The sequence below is a fragment of the Pseudomonas sp. PB105 genome, assembly GCF_009764655.1.
GTDB lineage: Bacteria > Pseudomonadota > Gammaproteobacteria > Pseudomonadales > Pseudomonadaceae > Aquipseudomonas > Aquipseudomonas cyclaminis.
This window is the reverse complement of the sequence record NZ_RWIO01000039.1, coordinates 16,776-31,529: the sequence shown is the minus strand read 5'-3', so window position 1 is coordinate 31,529 and position 14,754 is coordinate 16,776. Positions and strand designations below refer to the sequence as shown.

The window sequence follows — 14,754 nt, the reverse complement described above, 5'->3', positions numbered from 1 at the left end:
CATTGCGCTTGCGGTGCGCTGCTTTGATCAGAACTCGTGATCAGCGTTATCCGGATTGAGGTCGCTGATGCCCAGCTTGCCCGCTGCGGCTTCGATCGAACCGGTCTGCTTGACCAGCGAGGCGATCGCGTCGCGCACGATCTGGTTGCCGGCGTCATTGCCGGCCGCGATCAACTGGTCGTAGTGCTCACCCTTGTTGGCGTGATCAACGATGACCTGCATCTTGGCTTCGGTCGCAGCCAGGTCTGCCTTCAGCGCGGTGTCGGCAGCCGGATCGGCCTTGGCCACCAGGGATGCCAGGCTCGCGCCGGTCATCTTGGTGCCGTCGACGCGGGTGTACTCGCCCAGGTAGACGTTGCGGATGCCCTTGGCGTCATAGAACTGCGAGTTGTGGGTGTTATCGCTGAAGCAATCGTGTTCGTCTTCCGGCGAGTTGGCTTCCAGGGAAACCTTCATGCGTTCACCGGCCAGTTCGCCGAGGGACAGGCTACCCATGCCGAACAGCATTTTGCGCAGGCCGTCGGTGGCAGGTTCTGCCTCCAGGGTGGCGCGGTAGTTGTCTTCGACGTTGGGTTTCCAGTTGCCGACCATTTCCTGCAGGTCGCTGACCAGCAGTTGGGTCACGGCGCTCAGGTAGGCACGGCGGCGCTCGTTGTGGCCGCCCGTGGCGCCATCACCGGTCAGGTAGTCCGACGCAGGACGGTTGCCGGCGCCAGGGCCGGTGCCGTTCAGGTCCTGGCCCCAGAGCAGGAATTCGATGGCGTGGTAGCCGGTGGCGACGTTGGCTTCGGAACCGCCCAGCTCATTGAGGCTGGCGAGTTTTTCCGGAGTGATGTCCTTCACGTCGATCTTGTCTTCGCCGACCTGGATCTCGGTGTTGGCGATGATGTTGGCCGTGGCGCCTGGGTTACCCAGGGCGTGCTCGTAGGATTTGTCTACGTAGTCGATCAGGCCTTCGTCCAGGGGCCAGGCGTTAACCTGACCTTCCCAATCGTCGATGATGGTGTTGCCGAAGCGGAACACTTCGCTCTGCAGGTAAGGCACGCGAGCGGCAACCCAGGCGGCACGGGCGGCTTTCAGGGTTTCGTCGTTCGGCTTGGCGAGGAACGCGTCGATAGCGGTCTGCAGGGTTTTCGCCGTGGACTCGGAATCGCTGTACACCGCAAAGACCATGTCGGCGTAATGCGCGACCACGGCCTTGGCAGCCGCTTCGTCGACCTTGCCGGCAGGGGTGGCAGCCGCTGGAGCGGTAGTGCTGGCAGCCGGGGTCGGCGCCTGGGGCGCTGCGGCCTTGTCTTTACCTTCGCCGCAACCGGCGAGAGAAATGGCAATGGCCAGCAGACTGGCGGTGGCCAGGGGCATACGAATCATGGCGAACATCCTGCTTCGGTTGTTGATAGGGCGCGCGCGAGAGCGCAAAAACTGCGACATAATGCGAAAGATTTGCATTTTGTGTAAAGGGTTAAACGCGGGAAATATTCAGTATCGTTTTGCCGCGTCAGAGAATGGCTGCGTTATTGCGCTCGGCCTGCTTCAAAAAAACCGCCAGCTCCCGGGCCTGCAGGGGTTTGCTGTAGTAGTAGCCCTGACCTTCATGGCAGCCCTCGGAGATGATGTAAGCCTCCTGCTCGGCGGTTTCCACGCCTTCGGCGATGACCTGCATGCCCAGGCTTTTGCCCAGTTGGATAATCGCCCGCACGATCGTCGCATCGTCGTCATCGTCCAGCAGGTCCTGGACGAAGCTCTTGTCGATCTTGATCTTGTCCAGCGGCAGGCTCTTGAGATAGCTCAGCGATGAATAGCCGGTGCCGAAGTCATCGATGGCGATCAATGCCCCGGAACGGCGCAGGCTCAGCAGGTGCTGGGCGGCCGTGCTGATGTCTTCCATCAGGCCGGTTTCGGTGACTTCCAGCTCCAGGCTGCGCGGCGGTAGCCGGTAGATTTGCATCAGGTTATTGACCACCCGTGGCAACTCGGCGTGGTGCAACTGCACGGTAGACAGGTTGACCGCCATGCGCAGGTCGGTGAAGCCCTGGTCATGCCATTCGCGCAATTGCCGGCAGGCCTGGTCCAGCACCCATTCGCCAATCGGGATGATGGTGCCGTTCTGCTCGGCCAGCGGAATAAACAGGTCCGGCGGCACCAGGCCGTGTTCCGGATGTTGCCAGCGGATCAGCGCCTCTACACCCACTACATGTTGGTCGCGATAGCTGATTTGCGGCTGGTATACCAAGTGGAACTGCTCACGGCCCAAGGCGTCGCGCAGGTCTTTTTCCAGCTCGCGGCGACGGCGCATTTCGCTGTCGACGCTGGCGATATAGAACTGATAGCGGTTGCGCGAACGGCTCTTGGCCAGGGTCATGGTCTGTTCGGCTTTTTGCAGCAACTTCTCGGTGCTGTCGCCGTCTTCCGGGAACAGGGTGATGCCGATGGTGGCGCGCAGGCGAATTTCCTCATGATCGAGGGCAAACTCCGCCTCCAGGTCGTCGAGGATACTTTGCGCCAGCTCCGCCGCTTCGTAGGGCTGGTCAATATCGGCCTGTACCAGGGCGAATTGGTCGCCGCCCAGGCGGGCGAGGGTGCCGAGGCGGCCGCTGTGGGCACGCAACCGGTCTGCCAGGGCCAGCAACAATTTGTCGCCAGCCTGGTAGGTGAACTGCTCGTTGACGCTTTTGAAGTCATCCAGCCCCACGCACAACACCGCCACGCGGCGCTGGCGGCGGCCGGCGTCGATGAGGATCCTGTCCAGTTGCTCCTGCAGTTTCTGGCGATTCGGCAGCCCGGTCAGGAAGTCGTATTGAGCCATGCGCAACAGGCTGCTTTCTGCTTCATGGCGCAGGTGGGTGTTGCGCTCGATGGATTCGAGCAACTGGTTGGCGGTGTTGATCCACAACCCCAACTCGTTGTGCTCGTGGCCCTTGAGTTGCGGGATCTTGTGCTCGCTGGGGCGGTCCGGGTTGATCGACGTCAGGTGCTCGATAATCCGCGAGAGCGGCTTGGTCAGCAGCCAGTGGTAAACCAGATACAACACCAGGCCCATGGCCAAGGCACGTAACACCCCGGAAATAAAGATGATCACCGAGCTGACAATAAAACCTTTGCCATAGGTGGCCGTGTCCAGAGTGATGCTCAGGTCGCCGTAATACTCGCTGTAGGGGCCCTTACCGACCAATGCGGTGGTGAAGGTGCGTTCCCGTCCCAGGATCAGATCGGTCAACCAGCGGCTGGAGGATTGCTGCAAGGCACGGTTTTTTTCCGCGAGCATGGTTTCGTTGGGATGACCGATGGAGGCCATGCGCACGGCGTCGTCCTGAAACAGCCCTTCGATCACCTGCATACCCATCTCGCGGTCCAGGCTGTAGACGGCCTGGGTCGAGGGGTCGCGAAACATGTCGAGGATGCGCTGGGCATCGCCCGCAACGGCCTGGCGCGTCTTGTACGCATCGAAAACGATCTGCGCCACGCTCAGCGCCACGCCCACGATCAACGCCGACAGCAGCACAACCCGTAGCAACTTCACCGACAAGCTGTTCTTGAGTTCCAGCTTCAAAGGGGCATTCCTTGTCTCATGCGGGTGGCCTTCACTATGCCATGAGTATTGGCAATCTGGTGATGGCAGTCAAAGGGACATTGGGCCATCCGTAAAAAGTTACGAAAAACGGAACCGAAGACTCGGAACTGGCCACCCAAGTCATGAAAGGAATACCCCTTTCACACATTTCGGAGTATTGAGGATGATCGCAGCAGGAGCAGGAATGGCAGCAGCATCGGCGCTGGCCCCTATGGTTCTTCCACTGGTGGGCCAGGCGGCAAGCATGGCAGCGGACCTCGCAAAAACCGTGTTGAGTGGCTCAGTGGGTTCTGCCGGCGGGAGTTCGAGCCAGCCGCCGCAAATCACATTCTAATGGCGCAGGCCTGGTGCCCGCGCCGAAAAGCCCTGAGCGAGGGGGCAAGCAAGACTGCTTGCCCCCTTGAGCTACCAGCGTCTTCTTGTTTATTGCGAGAACGTGACCGTAATCTTTTCAGCCTTTGGCGCGGAAAAATCTACGGGTTTGTCTGAAGCCTCAGTGTCCTCGCCTCCAATTTTCTTTGCCATCGCATCCGCAAAGGGTTGAAGCAGTGGCGCAATCGCCTTGACCACATCTCCCACGACGGGAATGGCTGCTTTCAACAGGTCTCCAACCACCGGAATTGCTGCCGTTGCACCATTAATCATTGTTATTTCTCCGACAGGTAGTAGAGGAAAATTCCTCTCGCTGATTGCGTGGCAAAAACGGCCTGTTGGGTTCCGCCTTTTTTACAGCATAAAAAAGCCCGGCAATCGCCGGGCTCTTTTTACTGCAAGGGTTGCTTAGGCAGTGAAGGTCTTGCCTTCGAACTGCTCAGCCACGAACTTCCAGTTGACCAGGTTCCAGAACGCTTCCACATACTTTGGACGCACGTTGCGGTAGTCGATGTAGTAGGCGTGTTCCCATACGTCGCAGGTCAGCAGCGGGGTGTCGCCGCTGGTCAGCGGGTTGCCGGCGCCGATGGTGCTGGCCAGGGCCAGGGAACCGTCAGCCTTTTTCACCAGCCAGCCCCAACCGGAACCGAAGGTGCCGACGGACGTCTTGGTGAACTCTTCCTTGAACTTGTCGAACGAACCGAACGCAGCGTTGATGGCTTCAGCCAGTGCGCCGGTAGGTTGGCCGCCGGCGTTAGGCGCCAGGCAGTTCCAGTAGAAAGTGTGGTTCCAGACCTGAGCGGCGTTGTTGAAGATGCCGCCCGAAGAGGATTTGACGATCTCTTCCAGGGTCTTGCCTTCGAACTCGGTGCCAGGCACCAGGTTGTTCAGGTTCACGACGTAGGTGTTGTGGTGCTTGTCGTGGTGGTATTCCAAGGTTTCCTTGGAGATGTGCGGCTGCAGGGCATCGTGTGCGTAGGGCAGCGGCGGCAATTCGAAAGCCATGATGATTCTCCTAATCAGGTCAGTTGCGGTGAGCGCAAGGCCGATCACGGGCGGCCAAACAAGCGCCGGGGAGTTTGTACTCTTTGCGGCGCAGGGGCAGGATCATAGCACCGGGGGTGCGGCAAAACCACGCAACAACTGTGTGGAATAGAGGTTCCAGAGCCTTTTGGAATAAGTTCATGGCGCGCTTATTAATTGGTAGGCCACGCTGAACATCATCACCGCCACCAGCAGGTCCAGCAGGCGCCAGGTGGCGGGGCGTGCAAGCCAGGGTGCGAGCCACGCCGCGCCGAGCGCCAGGGTGGTGAACCACAGGAATGATGCGCTTGCGGCCCCGGCGACATAGGCGCCAGGTTCGGTCTGTTGTGCGCCGAGCGAGCCGATCAGCAGCACGGTGTCCAGGTAAACGTGGGGGTTGAGCAGCGTCACCGCCAAGGCACTGAGCAACACGGCGCGCAACGAGCGCACTTTCAGGTTGCCGCCTTGTTCCAGGCTCTGCGTGGAGAACGCCCGCCGCAGTGCCAGAGTGCCATACCACAACAGGAAAGCCGCGCCGCCCCAGCGCGCAATCGCCAACAGCAGCGGGTTTTGCGCAAGCACCGTGGCCAGGCCGAACACCCCGGCGGCCACCAGTAGCGCATCACACACCACGCACAATGCCGCCACGGGTAAGTGATGTTCGCGGCGCAGGCTTTGTGCCAGGACAAAGGCGTTCTGGGTGCCAATGGCCATAATCAGGCCGAGGGCGACCAGCAGTCCGTTCAGATAGCTTTGCCACATAGGATTTACTCCGCGTCCGCCGCCAGTTGCCGCAGCACGTGCATTGCGCGCTCGGCATCGGCGCGGCCGACAAACAGATGATCGTGGTAGTAGCCGGTCGGGATCCGATGGTCTGGCAGGGTGCAGAACACGTAGTCACCGTCATTGAGGTGCGGGCTCATGCTGCGCAGCAGGGTTGCCAGGGCGGTTTCGCCAGCCATGGGAGGTTCCTTATAGAGGTAAGCAATGCTGGTCATTCTCACGGGCGAGGCTGTATAAGAAAAACCAATATTGCTGATCGCTCATTAGAGAAACTGATGTTCGACTATAAATTGCTTTCCGCCCTCGCGGCGGTGGTGGAACAGGCTGGCTTCGAACGCGGCGCCCAAGTGCTCGGGCTGTCGCAGTCGGCCATTTCCCAGCGCATCAAGTTATTGGAAGCGCGTATCGGCCAGCCGGTGCTGGTGCGCGCATCACCGCCCACACCCACCGATATCGGGCGGCGCCTGCTTAACCATGTGCAGCAAGTGCGGTTGCTGGAGCGCGACCTGCAAAGCCAGGTGCCCGCGCTGGACGACGAGGGCATGCCCGAACGCCTGCGCATCGCCCTCAATGCCGACAGCCTTGCGACGTGGTGGGCCGAGGCCGTCAGTGACTTCTGCGCCGAACAGCATTTGTTGCTGGATCTGATTGTGGAAGACCAGACAGTCGGCCTCAAACGCATGCGCGCCGGTGAAGTGGCGGCGTGTATCTGTGCCAGTGAACGCCCGGTGGCCGGAGCCCGTAGCCTGTTGCTGGGCGCCATGCGATATCGGGCGCTGGCCAGTCCGGCCTTTATTGCTCGTCACTTCCCGCAAGGCGTGCGCGCCGATCAACTGGTTCGCACCCCGGCGCTGGTGTTTGGCCCGGATGACTTCCTACAGCACCGCTACCTGGCATCCCTGGGCGTGGACGGCGGTTTCGAACACCATTTATGCCCATCTTCCGAAGGCTTTATCCGCCTGGCGGAATCCGGGCTTGGTTGGGGCCTGGTGCCCGAATTGCAGGTGCGCGACCAACTTGAAAAGGGCGTGCTGGTGGAGTTGTTGCCAGATAAGCCCATCGATGTACCGTTGTACTGGCATCATTGGCGCAGTGGCGGGCAGTTGTTGGGCCTGCTGACCGACCATCTGGCCCAGGCATGTGGCCAATGGTTGGTGCCGTTGGACTGATGGCGGTCGTCAAGGCAACAGCGATGAAAAACGAAAGAACACGGGGTAATACATGAAGATTCTGGTCACCGGCGCAAGCGGCTTCATCGGCGGGCGCTTTGCGCGTTTCGCCCTGGAGCAGGGCCTGGACGTGCGGGTCAACGGGCGGCGCGCCGAGGGTGTGGAGCACCTGGTACGGCGCGGTGCCGAGTTTATCCAGGGTGATCTGAATGACGCCGACCTGGTGCGCGACCTGTGCCGCGATGTCGAAGCCGTGGTGCACTGCGCCGGTGCCGTGGGGCTGTGGGGGCGTTACCAGGACTTTCACCAGGGCAACGTGCTGGTCACCGAAAACGTTGTCGAGGCCTGCCTTAAACAGCGGGTCGGGCGCCTTGTGCACCTGTCGTCGCCGTCGATCTATTTTGATGGCCGTGATCATTTGGGCCTGACCGAAGAACAAGTGCCCAAGCGCTTCAAGCATCCCTACGCCGCGACCAAATACCTGGCGGAGCAGAAGGTCTTCGGCGCCCAGGAGTTCGGTCTCGAAGTGCTGGCCCTGCGCCCGCGTTTCGTCACCGGCGCCGGGGACATGAGCATCTTCCCGCGCCTGTTGAAAATGCAGCGCAAGAAGCGCCTGGCGATCGTCGGTGACGGCCTGAACAAAGTCGACTTCACCAGCATTCACAACCTCAACGAAGCCCTGCTCAGCAGCTTGCTGGCGCCCGGCTCGGCGTTGGGCCGGGCCTACAACATCAGCAACGGCGCGCCCGTGCCGGTGTGGGATGTCGTGAACTACGTGATGCGCCAAATGGAATTGCCCCAGGTCACCCGATATCGGTCCTATGGTTTGTCCTACAGCGTGGCGGCGCTGAACGAGGCCGTCTGCGCGATGTGGCCTGGGCGGCCGGAACCCGCGTTGTCGCGCCTGGGCATGCAAGTGATGAACAAAGATTTCACCCTCGACATCAGCCGCGCCAGGCATTATCTGGATTACGAGCCCAAGGTCAGCCTGTGGACCGCCCTCGACGAGTTCTGCGGTTGGTGGAAGGCCCAGGATCCAGGGTTCAAGTAAGGTCACACCAGGCAACACATGGGGAACCGAATTCGCGGTTCCGAGTCGATCAGTGCGACGGGGCTGCGGTTTATACTCCCGTCGTTCGGCGTTCCAGCCACTTCAGCGATTCAGGGTTGATTCATGCGTAACGATGCTAAAGACGACTTCGACAACGTTCCCAGCCTGCGGGCCGATACTGGGGATGACGACGATTTCGAACCTTCCCCGGCCACCTCGGTGCGTTCGCGCAACACGCCAGTGGTCAAGGTCAAGGGCGCCAACACCGGCCCGCTGTGGGCATTGATCGGCGCGCTGCTGATCGCCTTTGCCGGCCTGGCCTGGTGGAGCTTCCAGCAGATATCGCTGATGGGGCAGCAATTGGTTGCCACCCAGGAAAGTTTTGCACGCATCAGCGAAGAAGCGGCGGGGCGCCTGCAGGATATTTCCGGCAAGGTTGTCGCCAGTGAAGCCAGCGTGAACAACGGCAGCGAAGCATTGAAACTGCAGATCAAGCAGTTGGAAAGCCAACTGCTGGAGCAGGGCAAGCAGCAGCTCGGCGTCGCCGGCCAGGCCACCGAACTGGACAAACGCCTCGCCCAAATGACAGCCAGCACTACCGAGCTGTCGAGCGCCAACGCCAAGCTGCAAGGCCAGGTCCAGGCCCTGACCGACGCCGTAGCCACGCTCAAGGCGGCACAGGGTGATGCGGGCAAGCGCGACACAGAGATCAAAGAGCTGGTCGCCGACGTTGCGGCGCTGAAAAAACAAGGCAACCCAAGCGCCGCCATCGCGCGTCTTGAGCAGGATTTGGTGGTGCTCAAAAGCGCGCAGGACAACCAGCCGGCCAATAGCGATGCGCCGACCAACAAAGAGTTCGACGTGTTCCGCATCCAGACCACGCGCAATATCACTACATTGCAGAGCCAGGTGCAGAACCTGCAGCAACAGCTCAACGCGCCGGCGAAGGTCACCCCGCTGGGCCAATGACGTCTGGCATCCGGGATGACTGACCCTTGTGGTGAGCCCGCTCACCACTGGAGTCATCTGTCCTTTTGCAATGTCACCACTTGGTGACATTTCCCATCCCCTTCGTTACTTGCCCACCTCCCGCCCTTGTTTAGACTCCGGTCATCCCACAAAAAATAATAAGGGCCACCCATGACCATGCAACCACTGCCTGCCAGCAGTTGGCTTAACGCGCCTGCCCACCATGCCTGGCTCGCTGCCGAAGGCCAGCGCCTGCTGGCATTTGCCAAGGCGTCGCGCCTGCCAGAAGGGTTTGGCAACCTTGACGACAAAGGCCAACTGCCGGCCAATGCCCACGCCGAAACCATGAACACCGCCCGCATGACCCACAGCTTTGCCATGGCCCACGCCATGGGTCTGCCGGGCTATGCGGCGCTGGTCGAGCACGGGGTCGCGGCCCTCAGTGGCCCTTTGCGTGATAGCAAGCACGGCGGTTGGTTCGCCACGCCCCAGGCCCAGGATGGCAACACCGGCAAGGCCGCCTACCTGCATGCGTTCGTCGCCCTGGCGGCCAGCTCCGCCGTGGTGGCGGGAGCGGCGGGTGCGCAGAACCTGCTCAATGACGCGACCCACATCATCGACCAGTTTTTCTGGAGCGAAGAAGAGGGCGTGATGCTCGAATCCTTTGCCCAGGACTGGAGCGGCGTCGAAGCCTATCGCGGCGCCAACAGCAATATGCACGCGACCGAAGCCTTCCTCGCCCTGGCCGATGTGACGGGCGATACCCGCTGGCTGGACCGTGCACTGCGGATCGTCGAGCGCGTGATTCACACCCATGCGGCCGGCAACCAGTTCATGGTCATCGAGCATTTCGACCCGCACTGGCAGCCGCTGCTCAATTACAACGAAGACAACCGCGCCGACGGCTTCCGCCCCTATGGCATCACCCCCGGCCACGGTTTTGAATGGGCGCGGCTGGTGCTGCACCTGGAAGCCGCTCGCCTGCAAGCCGGGCTTGTTACGCCAGAGTGGCTGGTGAGCGACGCCAAGGGCCTGTTCGCCAGTGCCTGCGAATATGCCTGGGCCGTGGATGGCGCCCCCGGCATCGTCTACACCCTGGACTGGAACCACCAGCCGGTGGTGCGCGAACGCCTGCATTGGACGCACGCTGAGGCCAGCGCTGCAGCCCAAGCCTTGCTTAAACGCACGGGCGAACTGCATTACGAGACCTGGTATCGGCGCTTCTGGGAGTTCTGCGAAACCCACTTTATCGACCGTATCCACGGCAGTTGGCACCACGAACTCAATCCGCACAACCAGCCCAGCAGCAACATCTGGGGTGGCAAGCCGGACCTGTACCATGCCTGGCAAGCGGTGGTGCTGCCTGCACTGCCCTTGGCGCCGAGCATGACCAGCGCGTTGAGTGCTGGGCGCTATGTCACCAAATGGTGACATTTGTGCATCCCTTTGTTACCTGCGCTCGAAAAAACCATGTTTAAACTCCGTGCAGCGCAAGCCCTAGACTTGCATGCATAACAACAAGAAAAGGTATTCAGATGAACGCGATTAATCGCCTCGCCGTAGCTATTTCCGTTGCCTCGTTGTTTCCCCTCAGTGCATTTGCCGCCGACTCCAAAGGGACGGTTGAAGTTGTGCATTGGTGGACCTCGGGTGGCGAAAAAGCGGCTGTAGATGTCCTGAAGGCCCAAGTTGAGAAAGACGGCTTCACCTGGAAAGACGGTGCCGTCGCAGGTGGCGGTGGCGCCACGGCCATGACCGTGCTGAAAAGCCGCGCGGTCGCCGGCAACCCGCCCGGCGTTGCCCAGATCAAAGGTCCCGACATCCAGGAATGGGCGTCCACCGGTCTGCTCGACACCGACGTGCTCAAAGACGTCGCCAAAGCGGAAAAATGGGACTCCCTGCTCGACAAGAAAGTCTCCGACACCGTGAAGTACGACGGTGACTACGTTGCCGTACCGGTCAACATCCACCGTGTGAACTGGCTGTGGATCAACCCGGAAGTCTTCAAGAAAGCCGGCATCACCAAGAACCCGACCACCCTCGAAGAATTCTACGCAGCCGGCGACAAGCTCAAGGCCGCAGGCTTCATCCCGCTTGCCCACGGTGGCCAGCCTTGGCAGGACAGCACCGTGTTTGAAGCGGTCGTGCTTTCGGTGATGGGTGCCGATGGTTACAAAAAAGCCCTGGTCGACCTGGACAACGCTGCGCTGACTGGCCCGGAAATGGTCAAGTCCCTCACCGAGCTGAAGAAAGTCGCGACCTACATGGACGTCGACGGCAAAGGCCAGGACTGGAACCTCGAAGCTGGCAAAGTCATCAACGGCAAGGCCGGTATGCAGATCATGGGTGACTGGGCCAAGTCCGAATGGACGGCCGCCAAAAAAGTCGCCGGCAAGGATTACGAGTGCGTAGCCTTCCCGGGCACCGACAAAGCCTTCACCTACAACATCGACTCCCTGGCAGTGTTCAAGCAGAAAGACAAAGGCACCGCCGCCGGTCAGCAGGACATCGCCAAAGTCGTGCTGGGTGAAAACTTCCAGAAGGTGTTCAGCATCAACAAGGGCTCGATTCCTGTTCGTACCGACATGCTCAATGAAATGGACAAGCTCGGCTTCGACTCCTGCGCCCAGACCGCCGCCAAGGACTTCCTGGCAGACGCCAAGTCCGGCGGCCTGCAACCAAGCATGGCGCATAACATGGCCACCACCCTGGCTGTGCAAGGTGCGTTCTTTGATGTCGTGACCAACTTCATCAACGACCCGAAAGCCGACCCGGCCGACACCGCCAAGAAGCTCGGCGCTGCGATCAAGTCAGCCAAGTAACAGCTGACCTTGTGAGGGGGACCCCTGACCCCTCACAAGGCCTGTTTCTGTAGTCCTTTTTCCCTGTATTGGATTTTCCCATGAGTTCTGTTGCTGTGTTCAGCAAAGCCTCGCCGTTCGATGCACTGCAGCGCTGGCTACCCAAATTGGTGCTGGCGCCCAGCATGTTCATCGTGTTGGTGGGCTTCTACGGCTACATCCTGTGGACGTTTGTGCTGTCGTTCACCACGTCTACGTTCCTGCCGAGCTACAAGTGGGCGGGCCTGGCGCAGTACGAGCGTTTATTCGACAACGATCGCTGGTGGGTGGCGAGCAAGAACCTGGCGCTGTTTGGCGGCATGTTTATCGGCATCACCCTGGTGATCGGCGTGACCCTGGCGATCTTCCTCGACCAGAAAATCCGTCGCGAAGGCTTCATCCGCACTATTTACCTGTACCCGATGGCGCTCTCGATGATCGTCACCGGTACCGCCTGGAAATGGCTGCTCAACCCGGGCATGGGCCTGGACAAACTCCTGCGTGACTGGGGCTGGGAAGGCTTCCGTCTCGATTGGCTGATCGACCCGGACCGTGTGGTCTATTGCCTGGTGATCGCCGCTGTCTGGCAAGCCTCCGGTTTCATCATGGCAATGTTCCTTGCCGGTTTGCGTGGCGTTGATCAATCGATCATCCGTGCCGCCCAGATCGACGGCGCGAGCCTGCCGCGCATCTACTGGAGCGTGGTGTTGCCCAGCCTGCGTCCGGTGTTTTTCAGTGCGGTGATGATCCTGGCGCACATTGCGATCAAGAGCTTCGACCTGGTGGCGGCCATGACCGCGGGTGGTCCGGGCTATTCGTCCGACCTGCCGGCGATGTTCATGTACTCGTTCACCTTCAGCCGTGGCCAGATGGGCATGGGCTCTGCCAGTGCCATCCTGATGCTCGGTGCGATCCTCGCGATCATCGTGCCTTACCTCTACTCCGAGCTGAGGACCAAGCGTAATGACTAGTCTCGCTAACAAACCGGCCATCAGCCTGAGCCGCGTTGCGATCTACGCGGTGCTGATCCTTGCGGTGCTGCTGTATCTGGTGCCGCTGGTGGTGATGCTGCTCACCAGCTTCAAAACCCCGGAAGACATCACCAACGGCAACCTGCTGAGCTGGCCCACCGTGGTCACCGGCATTGGCTGGGTCAAGGCCTGGGACACCGTCGATGGTTACTTCTGGAACTCGATCAAGATCACCGTTCCCGCCGTACTCATTTCCACCGCCATCGGCGCATTGAACGGCTATGTGCTGTCGTTCTGGCGCTTCCGTGGTTCGCAGCTGTTCTTCGGCCTGCTGTTGTTCGGCTGCTTCCTGCCGTTCCAGACCGTGCTGCTGCCGGCGTCGTTCACCCTCGGCAAGATGGGCCTGGCGAGCACCACCACTGGCCTGGTGTTCATCCACGTGGTCTACGGCCTGGCGTTCACCACGCTGTTCTTCCGTAACTACTACGTGAGCATTCCGGACGCGCTGATCAAGGCCGCGCGCCTGGACGGTGCGGGATTCTTCACCATCTTCCGTCAGATCATTCTGCCGATGTCGACACCGATCATCATGGTCTGCCTGATCTGGCAGTTCACCCAGATCTGGAACGACTTCCTGTTCGGCGTGGTGTTCTCCAGTGGCGACTCCCAGCCCATCACGGTGGCGCTGAACAACCTGGTCAACACCAGCACCGGGGCCAAGGAATATAACGTGGATATGGCGGCGGCGATGATCGCCGGGCTGCCGACCCTGCTGGTCTATGTGATCGCAGGCAAGTATTTCGTGCGCGGCCTCACGGCCGGCGCGGTCAAGGGGTAATCATGGCTACGCTTGAACTTCGCAATGTAAACAAGACCTATGGCGCCGGCCTGCCCGACACCTTGAAGAACATCGAACTGTCGATCAAGGAAGGTGAATTCCTGATCCTGGTCGGCCCTTCTGGCTGCGGTAAATCCACGCTGATGAACTGCATCGCCGGCCTTGAGACCATCACCGGCGGCGCGATCATGATCGGTGATCAAGACGTCAGCGGCATGAGCCCCAAGGACCGCGACATCGCCATGGTGTTCCAGTCCTACGCGCTGTACCCGACCATGAGCGTGCGCGAGAACATCGAATTCGGCCTGAAGATCCGCAAGATGCCTCAAGCCGACATCGACGCCGAAGTCGCGCGCGTGGCCAAGCTGCTGCAGATCGAACACCTGCTCAACCGCAAGCCGGGCCAACTCTCCGGCGGCCAGCAGCAGCGCGTGGCCATGGGCCGGGCGTTGGCGCGTCGGCCAAAGATCTATCTGTTCGACGAACCGCTGTCCAACCTCGACGCCAAGCTGCGCGTCGAGATGCGCACCGAAATGAAACTGATGCACCAGCGCCTCAAGACCACCACGGTCTACGTGACCCACGACCAGATCGAAGCCATGACCCTGGGCGATAAAGTGGCGGTCATGAAGGACGGCATCATCCAGCAGTTCGGCACGCCGAAAGAGATCTACAACAACCCGGCCAACCAGTTTGTGGCGAGCTTTATCGGCTCGCCGCCGATGAACTTTGTGCCGCTGCGCCTGCAACGCAAGGACGGTCGCCTGGTAGCCCTGCTCGACAGCGGCCAGGCGCGTTGTGAGCTGGCGCTGAACGTGACAGATGCCGGCCTGGAAGACCGCGACGTGATCCTGGGCCTGCGCCCGGAGCAGATCCTGTTGGCGGCGGGCGAGGGCGACAGTGCGTCGAGCATTCGTGCCGAAGTCCAGGTCACCGAGCCGACCGGGCCGGACACCCTGGTGTTCGTGCAACTCAACGACACCAAAGTCTGCTGCCGCCTGGCGCCCGATGTGGCACCTCAGGTGGGCGAGACCCTGACCCTGCAATTCGATCCGGCCAAGGTGCTGCTGTTTGACGCCAACACCGGTGAGCGTCTGGGCACGGCTACTTCAGTGCCGACACAGGGGCACGCCGATAACGTGGCCCAATTCAAGGGTCGCTGAACGA

At 60.7% G+C, this 14,754-nt stretch carries 14 protein-coding genes; 8 read left to right on the top strand and 6 right to left on the bottom strand.

What is annotated here, in order from left to right:
* Nucleotides 1-27: 27 nt before the first annotated feature.
* The 6 genes from EJD88_RS09080 to EJD88_RS09055 form a co-directional block, all read right to left on the bottom strand.
* Nucleotides 28-1,371, bottom strand: a complete 1,344-nt coding sequence (locus EJD88_RS09080; protein WP_099585454.1) for an imelysin family protein — start codon at nt 1,369-1,371, stop codon at nt 28-30.
* Between the two features lie 127 nt (nt 1,372-1,498).
* The gene (locus EJD88_RS09075) at nt 1,499-3,550 is read right to left on the bottom strand and encodes a bifunctional diguanylate cyclase/phosphodiesterase (protein ID WP_158877805.1); all 2,052 of its coding nucleotides are present in this window, start codon (nt 3,548-3,550) and stop codon (nt 1,499-1,501) included.
* A 444-nt stretch (nt 3,551-3,994) separates the two neighbouring features.
* Complete coding sequence (locus EJD88_RS09070) at nt 3,995-4,216, bottom strand: hypothetical protein (protein WP_158877804.1); 222 nt, start codon at nt 4,214-4,216, stop codon at nt 3,995-3,997.
* 135 nt (nt 4,217-4,351) lie between these two features.
* Nucleotides 4,352-4,948 (bottom strand): superoxide dismutase, encoded by a 597-nt coding sequence (locus EJD88_RS09065; RefSeq protein WP_003212997.1) that lies wholly within the window; start codon nt 4,946-4,948, stop codon nt 4,352-4,354.
* A gap of 177 nt (nt 4,949-5,125) precedes the next feature.
* Complete coding sequence (locus tag EJD88_RS09060; protein WP_099585451.1) at nt 5,126-5,728, bottom strand: LysE/ArgO family amino acid transporter; 603 nt, start codon at nt 5,726-5,728, stop codon at nt 5,126-5,128.
* A 5-nt stretch (nt 5,729-5,733) separates the two neighbouring features.
* The gene (locus EJD88_RS09055) at nt 5,734-5,928 is read right to left on the bottom strand and encodes an ACT domain-containing protein (protein ID WP_099585450.1); all 195 of its coding nucleotides are present in this window, start codon (nt 5,926-5,928) and stop codon (nt 5,734-5,736) included.
* Between the two features lie 96 nt (nt 5,929-6,024).
* On the opposite strand from EJD88_RS09055, the gene EJD88_RS09050 reads away from it, so the two are divergent.
* The 8 genes from EJD88_RS09050 to EJD88_RS09015 all read left to right on the top strand — a co-directional run bounded on the left by EJD88_RS09050 (nt 6,025) and on the right by EJD88_RS09015 (nt 14,750).
* A complete protein-coding gene (locus EJD88_RS09050; protein WP_112196573.1) occupies nt 6,025-6,918 on the top strand; it encodes a LysR family transcriptional regulator ArgP in 894 nt (297 codons plus the stop codon).
* Between the two features lie 52 nt (nt 6,919-6,970).
* Complete coding sequence (locus EJD88_RS09045; protein ID WP_158877803.1) at nt 6,971-7,969, top strand: NAD(P)-dependent oxidoreductase; 999 nt, start codon at nt 6,971-6,973, stop codon at nt 7,967-7,969.
* Between the two features lie 123 nt (nt 7,970-8,092).
* The gene (locus EJD88_RS09040) at nt 8,093-8,938 is read left to right on the top strand and encodes an ATPase (RefSeq protein ID WP_099585447.1); all 846 of its coding nucleotides are present in this window, start codon (nt 8,093-8,095) and stop codon (nt 8,936-8,938) included.
* 171 nt (nt 8,939-9,109) lie between these two features.
* Nucleotides 9,110-10,369: an AGE family epimerase/isomerase gene (locus EJD88_RS09035; RefSeq protein WP_158877801.1), complete on the top strand. Its 1,260-nt coding sequence runs from the start codon at nt 9,110-9,112 to the stop codon at nt 10,367-10,369.
* A gap of 104 nt (nt 10,370-10,473) precedes the next feature.
* Nucleotides 10,474-11,760, top strand: coding sequence for an ABC transporter substrate-binding protein (locus EJD88_RS09030; protein ID WP_099585445.1), 1,287 nt, complete (start codon nt 10,474-10,476; stop codon nt 11,758-11,760).
* 80 nt (nt 11,761-11,840) lie between these two features.
* Complete coding sequence (locus EJD88_RS09025) at nt 11,841-12,749, top strand: carbohydrate ABC transporter permease (protein WP_003175732.1); 909 nt, start codon at nt 11,841-11,843, stop codon at nt 12,747-12,749.
* Complete coding sequence (locus EJD88_RS09020; protein WP_099585444.1) at nt 12,742-13,587, top strand: carbohydrate ABC transporter permease; 846 nt, start codon at nt 12,742-12,744, stop codon at nt 13,585-13,587. Before EJD88_RS09025 ends, EJD88_RS09020 begins: the two co-directional genes overlap by 8 nt.
* A gap of 2 nt (nt 13,588-13,589) precedes the next feature.
* Nucleotides 13,590-14,750, top strand: coding sequence for an ABC transporter ATP-binding protein (locus EJD88_RS09015; protein WP_099585443.1), 1,161 nt, complete (start codon nt 13,590-13,592; stop codon nt 14,748-14,750).
* The last annotated feature ends 4 nt before the right edge of the window (nt 14,751-14,754 follow it).

Bases quoted from the DNA above. Each gene is read 5' to 3' on its own strand.
- EJD88_RS09080 (WP_099585454.1), bottom strand. From the start codon at position 1,371: ATGATTCGTATGCCCCTGGCCACCGCCAGTCTGCTGGCCATTGCCATT.
- EJD88_RS09070 (WP_158877804.1), bottom strand. From the start codon at position 4,216: ATGATTAATGGTGCAACGGCAGCAATTCCGGTGGTTGGAGACCTGTTG.
- EJD88_RS09065 (WP_003212997.1), bottom strand. From the start codon at position 4,948: ATGGCTTTCGAATTGCCGCCGCTGCCCTACGCACACGATGCCCTGCAG.
- EJD88_RS09060 (WP_099585451.1), bottom strand. From the start codon at position 5,728: ATGTGGCAAAGCTATCTGAACGGACTGCTGGTCGCCCTCGGCCTGATT.
- EJD88_RS09055 (WP_099585450.1), bottom strand. From the start codon at position 5,928: ATGGCTGGCGAAACCGCCCTGGCAACCCTGCTGCGCAGCATGAGCCCG.
- EJD88_RS09050 (WP_112196573.1), top strand. From the start codon at position 6,025: ATGTTCGACTATAAATTGCTTTCCGCCCTCGCGGCGGTGGTGGAACAG.
- EJD88_RS09045 (WP_158877803.1), top strand. From the start codon at position 6,971: ATGAAGATTCTGGTCACCGGCGCAAGCGGCTTCATCGGCGGGCGCTTT.
- EJD88_RS09040 (WP_099585447.1), top strand. From the start codon at position 8,093: ATGCGTAACGATGCTAAAGACGACTTCGACAACGTTCCCAGCCTGCGG.
- EJD88_RS09035 (WP_158877801.1), top strand. From the start codon at position 9,110: ATGACCATGCAACCACTGCCTGCCAGCAGTTGGCTTAACGCGCCTGCC.
- EJD88_RS09030 (WP_099585445.1), top strand. From the start codon at position 10,474: ATGAACGCGATTAATCGCCTCGCCGTAGCTATTTCCGTTGCCTCGTTG.
- EJD88_RS09025 (WP_003175732.1), top strand. From the start codon at position 11,841: ATGAGTTCTGTTGCTGTGTTCAGCAAAGCCTCGCCGTTCGATGCACTG.
- EJD88_RS09020 (WP_099585444.1), top strand. From the start codon at position 12,742: ATGACTAGTCTCGCTAACAAACCGGCCATCAGCCTGAGCCGCGTTGCG.
- EJD88_RS09015 (WP_099585443.1), top strand. From the start codon at position 13,590: ATGGCTACGCTTGAACTTCGCAATGTAAACAAGACCTATGGCGCCGGC.